Here is a 14,841-nt window from a genome sequence, read left to right as displayed (position 1 = left end):
GCAGTCACCGGATGTCTCCCGACCAGTCGAAGCGGCGCCGGTCGCCGGGACGTGGACGGTACGTCGCCCGGCCGTCGGCGCCGAACCGCCCCAGTTCGGTCCGGAGGCCGACGCCCGCGTCGACTTCCTCCTGCGTCCAGCCGGTGATGTCGAGCAGCAACCCGTCCAGCGGGCCGCCGACCAACTCGGCGTAGGACTGTCCCGGACGTGGGCCCGGTCGTTCGTGATCCTGGCCGTAGACCCGGCCGCGCAGCAGCTGCTCGTCGTCGCTGTCCATGCGGTCCAGCCTTCCAGCCCCCACTGACAGCGAGGTTTGATAGTGAGGTCTGACAGCGAGGTCTGGGGCGGACAGCGCTCTCGTTCGACGCGCGCTCAGTGCTCGGACGGCGCCAGATGTGCGCGTTCTCCCTGGGCCCCGAACAGGGCGAGCAGTTCCGCGGGCCGGCTGTCGGCGCTGCCGATCCAATGCGGGACGCGGGTGTCGAACTCCGCGGCCTCGCCGACGCCGAGCCGGAACTCCCGCTCCCCGAGCACGAACCTGACCTGGCCGTCGAGGACGTAGAACCACTCGTATCCCTCGTGGGTCTGCAACTTCGTCGTGGGCGCCCGGCCCGCGGGCGGATGGATCACCTTGTACGCCTGGATGCCTCCGGGCCGTCTCGTCAGCGGCACCATCACCAGCCCGGCCCGCCGCACGGGGCGCAGATGGACGCGCGGGTCGCCGGTGGGCGGCGCCGCGACGAGATCGTCGAGCGGGACGTCGTGTGCCCGGGCCAGGGGCAGCAGCTGCTCCAGCGTGGGGCGGAGCTTGCCGTTCTCGAGGCGGGACAGGGTGCTCGCCGTGAGGCCGGTCTCGCCGGCCAGGGCCGCCAAGGTGGTGCCGCGCGCCCGGCGCAGGGCACGCAGCCGCGGCCCGACTCCGGCCAGCACGTCTTCCGCGGAGTTGCCGCTGTTGTGCTTGCTGCTCTTGCCTTCCTTGCTCTCCATGGCCCGATGATGCGGATCCGCAATTTTTCTTGCAAGAGCGAAAAGGCGGTGCCGATGCTGTCGGTACATCACCGGAGTCGGAGAACGCGTATCGAAGCGCGCTCGTCGCCGGTCCACGAAGGGGTACGCGCATGGATTCCACCGGACGCCGACAGCCCACCGCAGAGGTCACCGGCACCGACACCGCTGCCACCGCCACCGCCACCGCCGGAACCGACGCGGACGCGGATGCCGAACTGTTCTGGGAGCGGCACTACCGCACCCGGCGCACCTGGGGCGGGCGCGTCAATCCGCTGCTCGCCGAGACCGTCGCCCCCCTGCGCCCGGGGACGGCCCTGGATCTCGGCTGCGGCGCCGGCGGCGACACCATCTGGCTCGCGCGGCAGGGCTGGCACGTCACCGCCGTCGACATCTCCACCACCGTGGTCGAACGCGTGCAGGATCGCGCCGGGGAACTCGGCGTCGGGGACCGCGTCACCACCGAACAGCACGACCTCACGAGCAGCTTTCCGGCAGGCCGGTTCGATCTCGTCTCCGCCCAGTACTTCCAGACCCCGTTCGCGCTGCCCCGCAGCCGCATCCTGCGCACCGCCGCGAAGGCCCTGCGCCCCGGGGGCCGACTGCTGATCGTCGACCACGGGTCCACCGCACCCTGGTCATGGAGCCAGGAACCCGACGTCCATTACCCCACGCCCACCGAGATCGCCGCCGAACTGGATCTCGACCCGGCGCGCTGGTCCGTCGTCCGCGCCGACATGCCCCGCTGCAAGGCCACCGGCCCCACCGGCGAGACGGCCACCGTCATCGACAACGTCCTGCTCGTCCGGCGAGCGGGGTCATGACCCCCTGGCAGAACGGGGCAGGCACGCCCTTCGACGGAACGGAGCAACCAGATGAGCAACCAGATGAAGGAAACCGCACCTCCGGGCTCCGCCGACGACGAGAAGGCCACCCTCCGGAGCTGCCTCGACCAATTGCGGAACTCGATCGCCGACAAGGTCGCGGGCGCGCCGGAACCCCAGGTCCGCACGGCCGGAGTGCCCTCGGGCACCAGCCTTCTCGGGCTGCTCAAGCACCTGGCGTTCGTGGAACGGTTCTACTTCCTCGGCGAGGAGCCCGGCCACTGGCCCGCGACGCTGCGGCCGTCCGCCACGGACACCGTCGACAGCGTGCTCGCCGACTACCGCACGAGCGTGCAGCGGGCGAACGAGGTCATCGGCGCCTGCCCGGATCTGGCGTTCCTCGCCCCGCGGCCTCCGCGGCGGGGACCTGGACCCTCCATGCGATGGGTCCTGGTGCACATGATCGAGGAGACGGGACGGCACGCCGGTCACGCGGACATCCTCCGCGAGCAGATCGACGGATCGACCGGCCGCTGACGAGCCGGAGAAGATGGAGCCATGCCACACGACGTGAACGAGACGGCCGGGACAGTTCTGAGCAAGCAGGACCTCCGTGAGGTCACGGCCTTCGCCGCGGCATGTGCGGAGGGGGTGCTCGCGGTGTTCGAGGCCGATCAGCCGGACGACGCGCGGCCGCGGGACGCGATCGACGCCGCGTGGGCGTTCGCTCGGGGCGGTGAGCGCGGGAAATCCCTGCGCGACACGGCGTGGGCGGCGCTGAAGGCGGCCAACAGTACGGAGACCGCGGCGGCGCGGGAGGCCGCGCGGGCGGCGATGGCCGCTGCGGGCGCCGCCTACCTGCATCCGTTGGCCAAGGCCACGCAGGTCAAGCACATTCTGGGAGCGGCCGCGCACGCGGCCAGAGCGGCCGAGCTCGTCGCGGGAGACGATCGCACCGTCGGTGCGGGACACATCGGCCGGGCGGCGCGTCGGGCGACACCAGCCGTCATCGACGTACTCGAACGCTTTCCGGCGGCGCCGACCGGTGGCGGACGCGTCGGTGAGCTGATCCGCGCGCTGGACGCGGACCTCCGTCACTGAACCACCGATGACCCGCGGGCCGTTCCCGCGAGCGGCATGAAGAAGCCCCGGCTGGACGGGGGAGACCAGCCGGGGCCGTTGAGTGTGGCGAGCGGAGGGCGGTCGCCTCTCGGCGAAAGGCTCCATGGGACTTCAGCCGAACGATCTTCCCCATGGGCTATAGGTGAGGCCCGGGGACACTGTCCCCTCCGCAGCCACACCTGAATGAACGACGGACCACCGCGCGTTGTTCCAGGCCATATGCCTCATACAGGGTGATCTGGGCCACACCTCCTGACCGGGCCGGAGTCTCCTACGCTGCTGCCATGCAGATCCGCCTCATCGACCCACGCGACACGGCGTGGGAACAGCCGCACGCCACCTTCCGCGTCTACTTCTGGGACGTGCCCGCCAGGAGCTCGCACGAGTACGAAATCGTGGAGGAGGTCGACGTCGAGGAACTCCTCGCCTGGGCGAAGGAGTACGCGGCGGAACGAAGCTGGACCTACACCCTCTACGTCGCGGTCGCCGACGCCTCCGGCCCGGGACTCATCCGGCTCGCCGGTGTCACGGACGACCCGTTCGACGACGCGTAGCCGATCGCGTGAGAACCCGTGATCAGACCATTCTGTCGAAACCGGTCGACGGTACGAGAGCCGACCCGCACCTCACCCCCGCGGCGCCCACCGCCGGCCGCCTCCACATCCCCCTGCCCCCCCGGACGGACCGGACCGCCGAAACCGGCACCGTCAGACGAAGCGGCGCACGAAGGTCAGTGCGACGTCGGCGACCTCCTGCCACCTGCTGTCCAGCGTCAGGGCGTGGTCCCGTCCGTGCAGCTCGACGATCTCCGTGACGCACGGACCGCGCTTCTGCCGTTTGTACGCGCCGCTGGCGAGCGCCCAGGGAATGGCGTTGTCCTCGCCGCCCGAGACGATCAGCAGCGGGCCACGCCGCGGATTGCGGCAGTCGGCCTTGACCTCCGTGCGGGGGTTGAGGTTGGCGAGCGCCGCCTGCATGGGCGGGGCGCACGGCGCGGACACGGCGTACCGCTCGTAGATGGACCGGGCCTCCTCCTCGCCGACGGCGTTGGCGTAGGCGTAGCGGAACTGCTCGTACGTCAGCGGCTTGGCGCGCTTCCGGTTGGCGGGGTTGGCGATCATCGGGAGCAGCGAACGCACCGTGGACAGCGGCATCGCGAGGACACCGCGGAACGGGGCCGGGTCGATCGCCACCGAGGCCGCCGACAGGCCGCGTCCTGCCAGGATCTGCGTGAGCAGCCCGCCGACGGAGTGGCCGATCACCACGGGCTTGCGCTCCAACGTGCCGATGCGAGCGGCGAGATGGTCGGCGACCTGCCCGACGGTCGTGCCCGCGACGGCCTCGGGGTGCTGCCTCGCCTCGGCCGTCGTCGCCGGTTCGCCGGGCCACGTCAGGGCGACCGGCGCGAACCCCGCGGCCTCGAAGTGCGGGAGCCAGTGGTCCCAGCTGCTCGCCAGCATCCACAGGCCGTGCACGAACACGGCCGGCGTGCGGCCGGAGGTGTTGGCCCGGTCGATCTGCTCTGCGTCGGTTGCGGACATACCCTGACGCTACGGTCACAAGCCGGCGCCCGTAAGGGGGAGTTGGGGGTGTGGCCGATACTGCCGCCCGCGCCGCCGGATCGTGCCCCCGACCTCAGCGGGCGGCGCCCGACAGCACCCGGTCCACCTGACGCGGCGACAGGGCGTGCTCGACGGCGAGGATCGCGGCGCCGATCGCCGCCGCGTTCTCCCCGGTGCGGCTCGGCTCGATGCGCAGCACATGCGTGGCCAGCGGGTGCGAGCGCCGGTACACCGCCTCGCGTACTCCGGCGAGGAGCTGGTCGTGGACGGCGGCGAGCGCCCCGCCGACGACGACCGTGTCCGGGTTGAAGAAGTTCACCAGACCCGCGAGCACCTCGCCGACCGAGCGGCCCGCCTCGCGCACCATGCGTACGGCGTCGCGGTTGCCGGACTTCACCAGACGCACCACATCGCTGCCCGACGTCGCCTCCAGGCCGAGCCCGGAAAGCCTGCGGGCGAGCGCCGCGCCGCCCGCCACCGCCTCGAGGCAGCCGGAGTTGCCGCACCGGCACGGGTCCTCCAGATCACCGACCCGGATGTGCCCGATGTCGCCCGCACTGCCCTGCGCGCCCCGGTGCAGCCTGCCGTCGGCGACGATGCCGCAGCCGATGCCCGTGCCCACCTTGATGTAGAGGAGGTAGCGGGTGTCCGGAAAGGCGCGGCGCTGCTCGGCCAGCGCCATCACGTTCACGTCGTTGTCGACGAGGGCGCGCGCCCCGAACCGGTCGGCGAAGAACTCGGGAATGGGGTACTGGTGCCAGCCCGGCATGATCGGGGGATCCACCGGGCGGCCCGTGGAGAACTCGACGGGACCCGGCACGCCGACGCCGATCGACTGGAGGCCGCCCGCGTCCCGACCGGCCTCGTCGAGCAGTGCGCGCAAGGTGCGTTCCACATGGCCGAGAACCGCCTGCGGGCCGTCCCCGATGGACAGCGGGTCCTCGCGCAGCGCCAGTGTCTCGCCGCCGATGTCCATGAGCGCCACCCGGCAGTGCGAGGCGCCCAGGTCGACGCCCGCCACGGCGTGCTCACGGGTGCGCAGCCGGAGCCTGCGCGGCGGCCGGCCGCCCGTCGAGCCGCCGTCGGCCTCCTCCGCCAGGAAGCCGTGCGCGATCAGGGCGTCCACGCGCTGCGACACCGTCGAGCGCGCGAGCCCCGTGAGGCGGGCGATGTCCGCACGCGTCTCCGCGGCCCCGGTGCGCAGCAGGGCGAGCACCTCCCCGGGCGAGGACGGCACGGCTGAGGGGAGGTGATCCGGCGCTCCAGACATGTCGCCACCCTAGGGACGAGTTTCGCTGCTCACAAGGCCGATGCTGTTCGACAATCGACCTAACTCACCGTCAAAGTACGGGAAAATAAAGCTGCTTGAGCCCTTGACAGGTCAAAGCCCGCTCATCACATTGCTCTGCAGACCGCTGCCGAAGGAGCCGATGGTGCAGGCGATGCAGGCAAGCCAGCTGAACCGGACGATGCTGACGATGCGCGGCGTCTCCAAAAGCTTTCTCGGGGTGCGCGTGCTGCACGGGGTCTCGCTCGACCTCGCCGCGGGCGAAGTGCACGCGCTGGTCGGCGAGAACGGCGCCGGGAAGTCGACCCTGATGAAGATCCTCGCCGGCGAGCACGTCCCGGACGAGGGAACCATCACGCTCGACGGCACGGAACACGCCTTCACCCACCCCGTGCAGGCCCAGGCCGCCGGCGTCGGCATCATCCACCAGGAGTTCGCGCTCCTCGAACACCGCACCGTCGCCGAGAACGTCTTCCTCGGCCGCGAACCCACCCGCTACGGCCTCGTCGACCGCCGCACCATGGAGACCCGCACCGCCGAACTCCTCGACGACGTCGGGGTGTCGGGCATCACTCCGCGCACGTACGTCCGTGACCTCTCCGTCGCCCGCCAGCAGACCGTCGAGATCGTCAAGGCACTCGCCTCCGACGTCCGCGTGCTCGTCATGGACGAGCCGACCGCACCGCTCGCCGACCACGAGGCGGGCCTCCTGCACGCTCTCGTGCGCCGCCTCGCGGCCCGGGGCCTCGGCGTCCTGTACATCTCGCACCGCCTGCGCGAGGTCTTCGACCTGTCGCAGCGCATCACGGTCCTCAAGGACGGCCGCCACGTGACGACCGTGCCCACCGCACACACGGACACCGACCAGGTCGTACGCGCCATGGTGGGCCGCGAGCTGAGCGCCTACTACCCGCCGCGCGCCCGCCCGAAGGACATCGGCGACACCCGCCTGACCGTGCGCGGCGGCGGCAACGGCCGCCTCTCGGACATCGACCTCACCCTGCGCGCCGGCGAGGTCACCGGCATCGCGGGCCTCCAGGGATCGGGCCGCACCTCCTTGGCGCGAGCCCTGTTCGGAGCCGCCCCCTTCACCGAGGGCACCATGACCGTGGACGGCGCCGAACTGCGCCCCGCCTCCCCGCGCCGGGCCATCCGCGCGGGCATCGCCCTGGTCACCGAGGACCGCAAGGCCGAGGGCCTCGCCCTGCGCCAGTCCGTCCGCGACAACGCCCTCCTCGTCACCCGCGCCGTCCCCGCCCGCGACCGCCCGCCCGCGGCACGCGAGCTGACCGCGCTCCTGGAACGGGTCCGGTTGCAGGCGCACGGCGAGGACCAGCAGGCCCAGTACCTCTCCGGCGGCAACCAGCAGAAGGTCGTCATCGCCAAATGGCTCGCCGCCCGACCCCGCGTGCTCCTCTTCGACGAGCCGACCCGCGGCGTCGACGTCGGAGCCAAGGCCGCCATCCACACGCTCGTCCGCGACCTGGCCCGCGAGGGCCTCGCCGTCCTCATCGTCTCCTCCGAACTGCCCGAACTCATCGGCATGAGCGACCGCGTCCTCGTCATGTCCGAAGGGCGGATCGCCGGTGAACTCCCGCCCGGCGCCGCCGAGGAGGACGTCATGCACCTCGCCACCGGACACCCCGCAGCGCGCCCGGCCCCCGCCCCGCCGACGCCCGACAGGACCGCAGAGGAAGGAGCCGCATGACCGGCACCGCCGTCGCGCCGCCGCCCACCGTGAAGAAGCCCGGCGCCCCGCACCGCCGCAGCCGCCTCACCGACCCGGCCGTCGGGGTCTGGCTCGCCGCAGCCGTCGTCACCGCGCTCGGCTGGATCGTCGTCGCCGCCCGCGGCGGGGACTTCCTCACCCTCGCCAACGTCGTCGGCATCCTGCAGAACTGCGTCGCCCTCGGCCTGGTCGCGGTGGGCCAGACCGCCGTCATCCTCACCGGCTCCCTCGACCTGTCGGTGGCCTACCTCATCAGCCTCGGCACGCTCGTCGCCGCCACCACGATGGAGGACGGCAGCGTCGTCACCGCCGTGCTCGCCGTCCTCGCCCTCTCGGCGGCGGTCGGCCTCGCCAACGGCCTCATCGTCACCGGCCTCAAGGTCAACGCCTTCATCGCGACCCTCGGCACCGCGTTCATCCTGCGCGGCTGGATCGAGGACAACTACACCGGACCGGCCGGCAAGGTCTCCCCCTCCTTCCAGCACCTCGGCTACGACCGCGTCGGCCCCTTCCCCGTCTCCCTCTTCCTGCTGCTCGCCGTCGCCGCCGCACTCTGGCTGATCACGCGCCGCACCCGCCTCGGCCACCACCTGTACGCCACCGGGGGCGACGAACACGCGGCACGGCTGTCCGGCGTCCGCACCCGGCGCACCGTCATCGCCGCGCATGTCCTGTGCTCCCTCTGCGTCGGAGCCGCCGCACTGTTCCTCGCCGCGCGGCTCGGCGCGGGCGCCCCGTGGGCCGGCACCGAGGCCCGCTACGACCTGGAGTCGATCGCCGCCGTCGTCCTCGGCGGCACTGCGCTCGCGGGCGGCCGCGGGGGAGTGGCCGGCACCCTCGGCGGTGTCCTCGTCCTCGCCGTGCTCGACTCCGTCTTCAACCAGCTCGGCGTCGACCCGTTCTTCAAGAACGTCGTCCGCGGCGTCGTCATCATCGCCGCCGTCGCCCTCTACGCCCGGCGCGGCGCCAGGAGGACCGCATGACCACGGCCACGGCGACAAGCCCCGCGTACAAGCGTGTCGTACGTTCCCTCGGCACCGGAGCCCCCGTCTACGCCCTCCTCGCCGCGCTGCTCCTCCTCCTGGCGATCACCGACATCGGCTTCTACGAGCCCGACCGCTTCCTCGCCTTCGTCAAGCGGGCGGCGCCCCTGGTGATCCTGGCCGCCGGCCAGTACCTGGTCATCGTCTGCGGCGAGTTCGACCTGTCCGTGGGCGCGATCGTGACCGCCGGAGTGGTCGCAGCGGCCGAGGTCTACGGCTCGTTCCCGGACGCGCCCTGGCTGGTCATCGCGGCCGGACTGCTGCTCGCGGGAGCACTGGCCGGGCTGGTGAACGGGCTGATCACGACCCGGCTGCGCGTCCCGTCGTTCATCACCACGCTCGGCATGATGCTGATCCTCGAAGGCGCCGTCTTCTACTGGACGGGCGGCTCGCCCCACGGCCAGCTCCCGCAGGACTTCCGGCAGCTGGGGCGCGGGACGGCGATGGGCTGGCTGCCCTGGGCCGTCCTCGCCTGTCTCGCCGCGGGCGCCCTCGCGGTGCTGCTCATGCGATCCGACTTCGGCCGCACCCTCGTCGCCACCGGAGACAGCGAACGCACCGCCGCCCTCGCGGGGGTGCGCGTGCACCGGGCGCGCGTCATCGCCTTCACCCTCTCCGGGGTGGCCGCCGCGCTCGCCGCCATCCTCGTCGCCGGCTTCTCCGGCGTGTCCGCGCAGGCAGGCCGCGGCTACGAGTTCGAGGCGATCACCGCCGTGGTCCTCGGCGGTGTCGTGCTCGGCGGCGGGCGCGGCAGCGTCGTCGCCGCGATGGCCGGCGCCTTCTCGCTGCAGGCCCTGTTCACGCTGCTCAACCTGCGGGGCGTGTCCGGCGCCCTGGAGTCCACCGTCCAGGGCGTCATCGTCATCGCCGCCGTCGGTATCGGGGCCGCCGACTGGTCCCGGCTGCGCCGTCGTCGTACCCACTCCCCGGGAGGGACACCCTCATGATCCGCAGACGCACCCTCGCGTCGGCCGCCGTCCTGCTGACGGGCGCCCTGCTCACCTCGTGCTCCAGCGACACCCCGCCCGACGCGCCCGGAGCGGCGAGCGTGAGCAAGGAGCCAGGAGGTGACAAGCCGTCCAAGTTCTTCGAACAGGCCGAGTACGAGCGGCAGTTGATGCTCTCCGAGGAGACCCCGAAGGGCCCGGCCGGCAAGCCCTGGGAGCAGATGCTCGAACCGCGGATGACCAGTACCGCCCAGTACGAGAAGAAGGGCTCGGACGGCACCCACCTCTGCTTCTCCAACGCCGGGGTGTTCAACCCGTGGCGGCAGGTCGGCCTGAAGAGCATGAAGGCCGAGGTGAAGCTCCACAAGGAGATATCCGACTTCACCGTCCTGGACGCGCAGGGCAAGGACGACAAGCAGATCTCCGACATCCAGGAGCTCGCGGGCAACAAGGACTGCGACGCGCTCATCGTCTCGCCGAACACCACCGCCACCCTCACGCCCGCCGTGCAGCAAGCCTGCGGCAAGCTGCCCGTCATCGTCTTCGACCGCGGCGTGGAGACGGACTGCGCGGTCACCTTCGTCAACCCGATCGGCGGCTACGGCTACGGCGCCGTCGCCGCCGACTTCCTCGTCGACGAGGTCGAGCCGGAAGGGAAGATCCTCGCCCTGCGGATATCGCCCGGCGTCGACGTCCTGGAGACCCGCTGGTCGGCGGCGAAGCTCGCCTTCGACAAGAGCGAACTCGACGTCGCCGACGTGAAGTTCACCGACGGCGACCCCGCCAAGACCAAGTCGATCGTCGCCGACGCGATCTCCAGGCACGGCTCCATCGACGGCGTGTGGATGGACTCCGGCGCCACCGCCGTCGCCGCCGTCGAGGCCTTCGAGGACGCGGGTGTCGACGTACCGCCCATCACGGGCGAGGACCAGCAGGACTTCCTTCAGGCATGGAAGGACAAGAAGCTCACCGCGATCGCCCCCACCTACCCGACCTTCCAGTGGCGCACGCCGGTCATCGCGGCCCTGCGGGTCCTCGACGGCGAGCCGGTGCCCAAGGAGTGGAAGCTGCCGCAGCCCACCGTCACCCAGGACAACCTCGACGAGTACCTCCAGGACGGCATGCCGCCGCTGCACTACGCCATGTGCGGCTGCCAGCAGCTGCCCGGCTTCCCCGGCGACTGGGGAGGCAAGAAGTGACTCCCCAAAGCCCCGCCCCCGCATGGCCGTTGGGCGCCAACCCCTGGATCTGGCACTCGCCGGTGACCACCGACGCCCTCACCGAGACCCTGCCCCGGCTCGCGGACTGGGGCTTCGACTGCGCGGAGCTCCCGCTGGAGAACGCCGACGACTGGAACCCGGCGGCCATCGGCAGACTCCTGGACGCCACGGGCATCGCCCCCGCCGCCGTCGTCGCGGCCATGTCCGACGGACGCAACCTCGTGCGCGCCGACCCGATCACGGCCCGCACCACCCAGGACTACCTCCGGCGCTGCGTCGACGCCGCCCACGCGATCGGAGCCCCCGTGGTGGCCGGGCCCGTGTACGCGCCGGTCGGCCGCACCTGGCGCATGGACCTCTCCGCGCGCACGGCGGCGTACGAGGAATGGCGGGCCAACATCGCCCCGGTCGTCGCCCACGCGGCCCGCGCCGGCGTCCGCATCGCCGTCGAGCCCCTCAACCGCTACGAGACGAGCCTGCTCAACACCGTCGCCCAGACCCTGGACGCCCTCGAAGGTCTGCCCGAGGACGCGATCGGCATCGCCCTGGACACGTACCACCAGAACATCGAGGAACACTCCCTGCCCGAGGCGGTCCGCGCGGCGGCGGGCCGCATCGCGCACGTCCAGGTGTGCGCCAACGACCGGGGCGCGCCCGGCACCGACCACCTCGACTGGCCGGGCTTCCTGGGCGCGCTGCGGGCGGCGGAGTACCGGGGGCCCCTGTGCATCGAGTCGTTCACGTCGCACAACGACGCCATCGCCGTCGCGGCCTCCGTCTGGCGGCCGCTGGCCCACAGTCAGGACGGCCTCGCCACCGACGGCCTCCGCTTCCTGCGCCGCGCTGTCGCGGCCCTCTGAGTTTCCGGCATCAGGCACCCGTACCCAGTCCACACAGAGAGGACCCCTCATGAGCTGTCATGCTCGTGACATAGAAGGTCTCGGAGGTCCGAGAGGCCACAGAGATCTACGAAGAGGGCTCGTCGCCCTGATCGCGGCCCTGCTCCTCACCGTCGCCTTCCTGCCCGGCACCGGAGCAACGGCGGCGGACAAGGCCCCCGCCTTCCGCGCCCTGCTCTTCACCAAGGCCGTCGGTTACGTCCACGACTCCATCCCGGCCGGCATCAAGATGGTTCAGGAGCAGGCCGCGGCGAACAACTTCGAGGTCGTCCAGACCGACGACGCCACCGTCTTCAATGACGCCGAGCTCAAAAACTTCGACGTCATCGTCATGCTGCAGAACTCCGGCATGGTCTGGGACACCGAAGCCCAGCGCGACGCCATGAAGAAGTACGTGAAGAGCGGCAAGGGAGTCGTCGCACTGCACAACACCCTCGACATGGGCGTCGAGGACTCCTTCCCCTGGTGGGACGAGCTCATCAACGCGGGCGCCCACATGCCCGCCCACTCGCCCGGTGTCGTCAAGGGCACCGCCAAGGTCGCCGACCACACCCACCCCTCCACCAAGGGCCTCCCGGAGCGCTGGGAGCGCCCGGAGGAGTGGTACAACTTCGACAAGAACCCCCGCGGTGACGTGCACGTCCTGGTCACGGCCGACGAGACCACGTACGACCCGGGCAGCGAAGCGATGGGCGCCGACCACCCCATCTCCTGGTGCCGCAACGCCGAGGGCGGCAAGGTCTGGGCCACCGCCATGGGCCACGACAAGGCCTCCTACAGCGAACCCGCCTTCCGCGAGCATGTGCTCGGCGGCATCACATGGGCGGCGGGCAACACCCCCGGCGACTGCGGCGGCACCGTCTGGTCCGGCTATGAGAAGACCGCCCTGGACGACAACACCGCCGACCCCATGGAGCTCGACGTCGCCAAGGACGGCAAGGTCTTCTACGTCCAGCGCAGCGGCGAGGTGAAGATCTTCGACCCGAAGACCCACGCCACGACCACCGCGGGCAAGCTCGACGTGTACACCGGCGGCGAGGACGGCCTGGTCGGCATGGAACTCGACCCGAAGTTCGCCACCAACCGCTGGATCTACCTCTACTACGCGCCGGCCAAGGCGACCGACGACGTCAACCGCCTCTCCCGCTTCACGGTCAGGAAGAACAACACCCTCGACCCGGCCAGCGAGAAGAAGCTCCTCGACGTCCCCGCCTACCGCGACCGCACCTTCCCCGAGCCCGGCCACACCGGCGGCGCCGTCGAGTTCGGCCCCGACCGCACCCTCTACCTCGGCGTCGGCGACGACACCCCGCCGAACCTCGACCCCGCCTGGCAGGGGTACGCCCCGCTCGACTGGCGACCCGGCAAGCAGATGCTCGACGCGGCCCGCACCGCGGGCAGCACCAACGACCTGCGCGGCAAGATCCTGCGCATCAAGCCCAAGGACAAGGGCGGCTACACCATCCCCAAGGGCAACCTCTTCAAGCAGGGCACGGCCAAGACCCGCCCCGAGATCTACGCCATGGGCTTCCGCAACCCCTTCCGCTTCACCGTCGACCCGAAGACCGGATACGTACACGCCTCCGACTACGGTCCCGACCGCGGCGGCCCCACCACAGAACGCGGGCCCGAGGGCCTCGTCGAGTACAACGTCATCAAGAAGGCCGGCAACTTCGGCTGGCCCTTCTGCCACGGCAACAACCAGGCCTACGCGCCCTACAACCCGGACACCCAGAAGGCGGGCGCCAAGTTCGACTGCGCCGAACCCGTCAACCCCTCACCCAACAACACGGGCCTGAAGAACCTGCCCGCCCTCCAGCAGCCCGAGATCTGGTACGGCTACGGCACGTCCGAGGAGTTCCCCGAAATGGGCTCCGGCGGCTCGGCCCCGATGAGCGGACCGGTCTACCACTACGACGCGAAGAACCCCTCCAAGACGAAGTTCCCCGCCTACTTCGAAGGCGCGAGCTTCTTCTACGAGTGGGCCCGCGACTCGGTCAAGGAGATCCGCTTCGACAAGGACGGCGGACTCCTCAAGATCAATGACTTCCTGAAGTCGGCGAAGTTCGCCAAACCCATGGACATGACCTTCGGACCCGACGGATCGCTCTACGTTCTGGAGTGGGGCAGCGAGTTCGGCGGCGGCAACAACGACTCCGGGCTCTACCGTATCGACTACGCCCAAGGGCAGCGCATCCCGCTGGCCAAGGCCAAGGCGTCCGCCACCGACGGCCCCGTCCCGCTGAAGGTCGACTTCTCCAGCGAGGGCAGCACGGACCCCGACGGCGACCCCCTCACCTACGCCTGGGACTTCGACGGCGACGGCACCTCTGACTCGACCGAAGCGAACCCCACCCACACCTACACCGCCAAGGGAGACTTCAACGCCCAGCTGAAGGTCACGGACTCCAGCGGCAAGTCCGGCTACGCCAACGTCCCCGTCACCGCGGGCAACACGGCCCCCAAGGTCACGGTCGAGACACCGGTCGACGGAAAGCTCATCGAGTTCGGGGACAAGATCCCGTACAAGGTCACCGTGACCGACCCGGAGGACGGCACCGTCGACTGCTCCAAGGTGACGGTGAACCCCGCCCTCGGCCACGACGATCACGAGCACCCGACGACCGACATCCCCGGCTGCGAAGGAACCGTCGACACCGGCGACCTCGGCGGTCACCCGGAGGGCGCCGACCTCACATACGTCCTCAACGCCAAGTACACGGACAAGGGCGGCGACGGCGTCAGCACCCTGACCGGCTACGGCCGTTCCGTACTGCAGCCCGAGCACAAGCAGGCCGAGTACCACGACGACCAGTCAGGGACGCGCATCGTCTCGCAGGAGGGCGCCGAGAACGGCAAGCGCATCGGCGACATCAGCGACGGCGACTGGATCGCCTTCAGCCCGATGAGCGTGGAGGGCGTCGGAAAGGTCGCGTACAAGCTGTCCTCGCCGTACGGCGTCGGCACCATCGAGCTGCGCGCGGACGCCCCCGACGGAAAGCTGCTCGCCACGACGCCCGTGCCCGACACCGGCGGCTGGGACACCTACCGGTCGACGCCGGCTGTCCCGGTCGATGCCCTCACCGGAACACACAAGCTGTACCTGGTCTTCAAGTCGACCCAGAACAATTCCTTCGACGTGGACGCGGTGCAGTTCTCCGCGGCACAGCCAGTCACGTCATAGTCCTCGGGTAGTCGCCAG

The 14,841-nt window shown here is 70.9% G+C and carries 14 protein-coding genes; 10 read left to right on the top strand and 4 right to left on the bottom strand.

The annotated features are described in order from the left end of the window. Nucleotides 1-4: 4 nt before the first annotated feature. Nucleotides 5-277, bottom strand: coding sequence for a hypothetical protein (locus AB0N81_RS09730; RefSeq protein ID WP_365357197.1), 273 nt, complete (start codon nt 275-277; stop codon nt 5-7). 95 nt (nt 278-372) lie between these two features. Beyond that, a complete protein-coding gene (locus tag AB0N81_RS09725; protein WP_365357196.1) occupies nt 373-987 on the bottom strand; it encodes an XRE family transcriptional regulator in 615 nt (204 codons plus the stop codon). Nucleotides 988-1,118: 131 nt separating this feature from the next. Here AB0N81_RS09725 and AB0N81_RS09720 point away from each other — a divergent pair, with 131 nt between their 5' ends. The 4 genes from AB0N81_RS09720 (at nt 1,119) to AB0N81_RS09705 (ending at nt 3,505) form a co-directional block, all read left to right on the top strand. Then, nucleotides 1,119-1,829 carry a class I SAM-dependent methyltransferase gene (locus AB0N81_RS09720; protein WP_365357194.1) on the top strand — a complete coding sequence of 237 codons (711 nt, stop codon included), beginning with the start codon at nt 1,119-1,121 and terminating at the stop codon, nt 1,827-1,829. Nucleotides 1,830-1,880: 51 nt separating this feature from the next. Further along, the gene (locus tag AB0N81_RS09715) at nt 1,881-2,366 is read left to right on the top strand and encodes a DinB family protein (protein ID WP_365357192.1); all 486 of its coding nucleotides are present in this window, start codon (nt 1,881-1,883) and stop codon (nt 2,364-2,366) included. Nucleotides 2,367-2,387: 21 nt separating this feature from the next. Continuing rightward, nucleotides 2,388-2,930: a putative immunity protein gene (locus AB0N81_RS09710; protein ID WP_365357191.1), complete on the top strand. Its 543-nt coding sequence runs from the start codon at nt 2,388-2,390 to the stop codon at nt 2,928-2,930. Nucleotides 2,931-3,235: 305 nt separating this feature from the next. Then, nucleotides 3,236-3,505 (top strand): hypothetical protein, encoded by a 270-nt coding sequence (locus tag AB0N81_RS09705; RefSeq protein ID WP_365357190.1) that lies wholly within the window; start codon nt 3,236-3,238, stop codon nt 3,503-3,505. A 153-nt stretch (nt 3,506-3,658) separates the two neighbouring features. Here AB0N81_RS09705 and AB0N81_RS09700 read toward each other — a convergent pair whose 3' ends face one another. Continuing rightward, complete coding sequence (locus AB0N81_RS09700; RefSeq protein WP_365357189.1) at nt 3,659-4,492, bottom strand: alpha/beta hydrolase; 834 nt, start codon at nt 4,490-4,492, stop codon at nt 3,659-3,661. 94 nt (nt 4,493-4,586) lie between these two features. Then, on the bottom strand, nt 4,587-5,783 hold the full coding sequence (locus tag AB0N81_RS09695; protein WP_365357187.1) for an ROK family transcriptional regulator: 1,197 nt from the start codon (nt 5,781-5,783) through the stop codon (nt 4,587-4,589). A gap of 199 nt (nt 5,784-5,982) precedes the next feature. Between AB0N81_RS09695 and AB0N81_RS09690 the strand changes: the two genes are divergently transcribed. Genes AB0N81_RS09690 through AB0N81_RS09665 form a run of 6 tightly spaced genes read left to right on the top strand, consistent with a single transcriptional unit; the run spans nt 5,983 to nt 14,823 of the window. Continuing rightward, nucleotides 5,983-7,509 (top strand): sugar ABC transporter ATP-binding protein, encoded by a 1,527-nt coding sequence (locus AB0N81_RS09690; protein WP_365357493.1) that lies wholly within the window; start codon nt 5,983-5,985, stop codon nt 7,507-7,509. Next, nucleotides 7,506-8,513 carry an ABC transporter permease gene (locus AB0N81_RS09685; protein WP_365357185.1) on the top strand — a complete coding sequence of 336 codons (1,008 nt, stop codon included), beginning with the start codon at nt 7,506-7,508 and terminating at the stop codon, nt 8,511-8,513. The genes AB0N81_RS09690 and AB0N81_RS09685 overlap by 4 nt, the downstream gene beginning before the upstream one ends. Further along, entirely contained in the window at nt 8,510-9,520 is a 1,011-nt protein-coding gene (locus AB0N81_RS09680) for an ABC transporter permease (RefSeq protein ID WP_365357183.1), read from the top strand. Before AB0N81_RS09685 ends, AB0N81_RS09680 begins: the two co-directional genes overlap by 4 nt. Continuing rightward, nucleotides 9,517-10,719 carry a substrate-binding domain-containing protein gene (locus AB0N81_RS09675; RefSeq protein ID WP_365357181.1) on the top strand — a complete coding sequence of 401 codons (1,203 nt, stop codon included), beginning with the start codon at nt 9,517-9,519 and terminating at the stop codon, nt 10,717-10,719. The genes AB0N81_RS09680 and AB0N81_RS09675 overlap by 4 nt, the downstream gene beginning before the upstream one ends. Next, complete coding sequence (locus tag AB0N81_RS09670) at nt 10,716-11,600, top strand: sugar phosphate isomerase/epimerase family protein (RefSeq protein WP_365357180.1); 885 nt, start codon at nt 10,716-10,718, stop codon at nt 11,598-11,600. Before AB0N81_RS09675 ends, AB0N81_RS09670 begins: the two co-directional genes overlap by 4 nt. A 49-nt stretch (nt 11,601-11,649) precedes the next feature. Continuing rightward, a complete protein-coding gene (locus AB0N81_RS09665) occupies nt 11,650-14,823 on the top strand; it encodes a ThuA domain-containing protein (protein WP_365357178.1) in 3,174 nt (1,057 codons plus the stop codon). The last annotated feature ends 18 nt before the right edge of the window (nt 14,824-14,841 follow it).

Source organism: Streptomyces sp. NPDC093510, from assembly GCF_040683555.1.
GTDB lineage: Bacteria > Actinomycetota > Actinomycetes > Streptomycetales > Streptomycetaceae > Streptomyces.
This window is presented reverse-complemented; position numbering and strand designations above follow the sequence as displayed.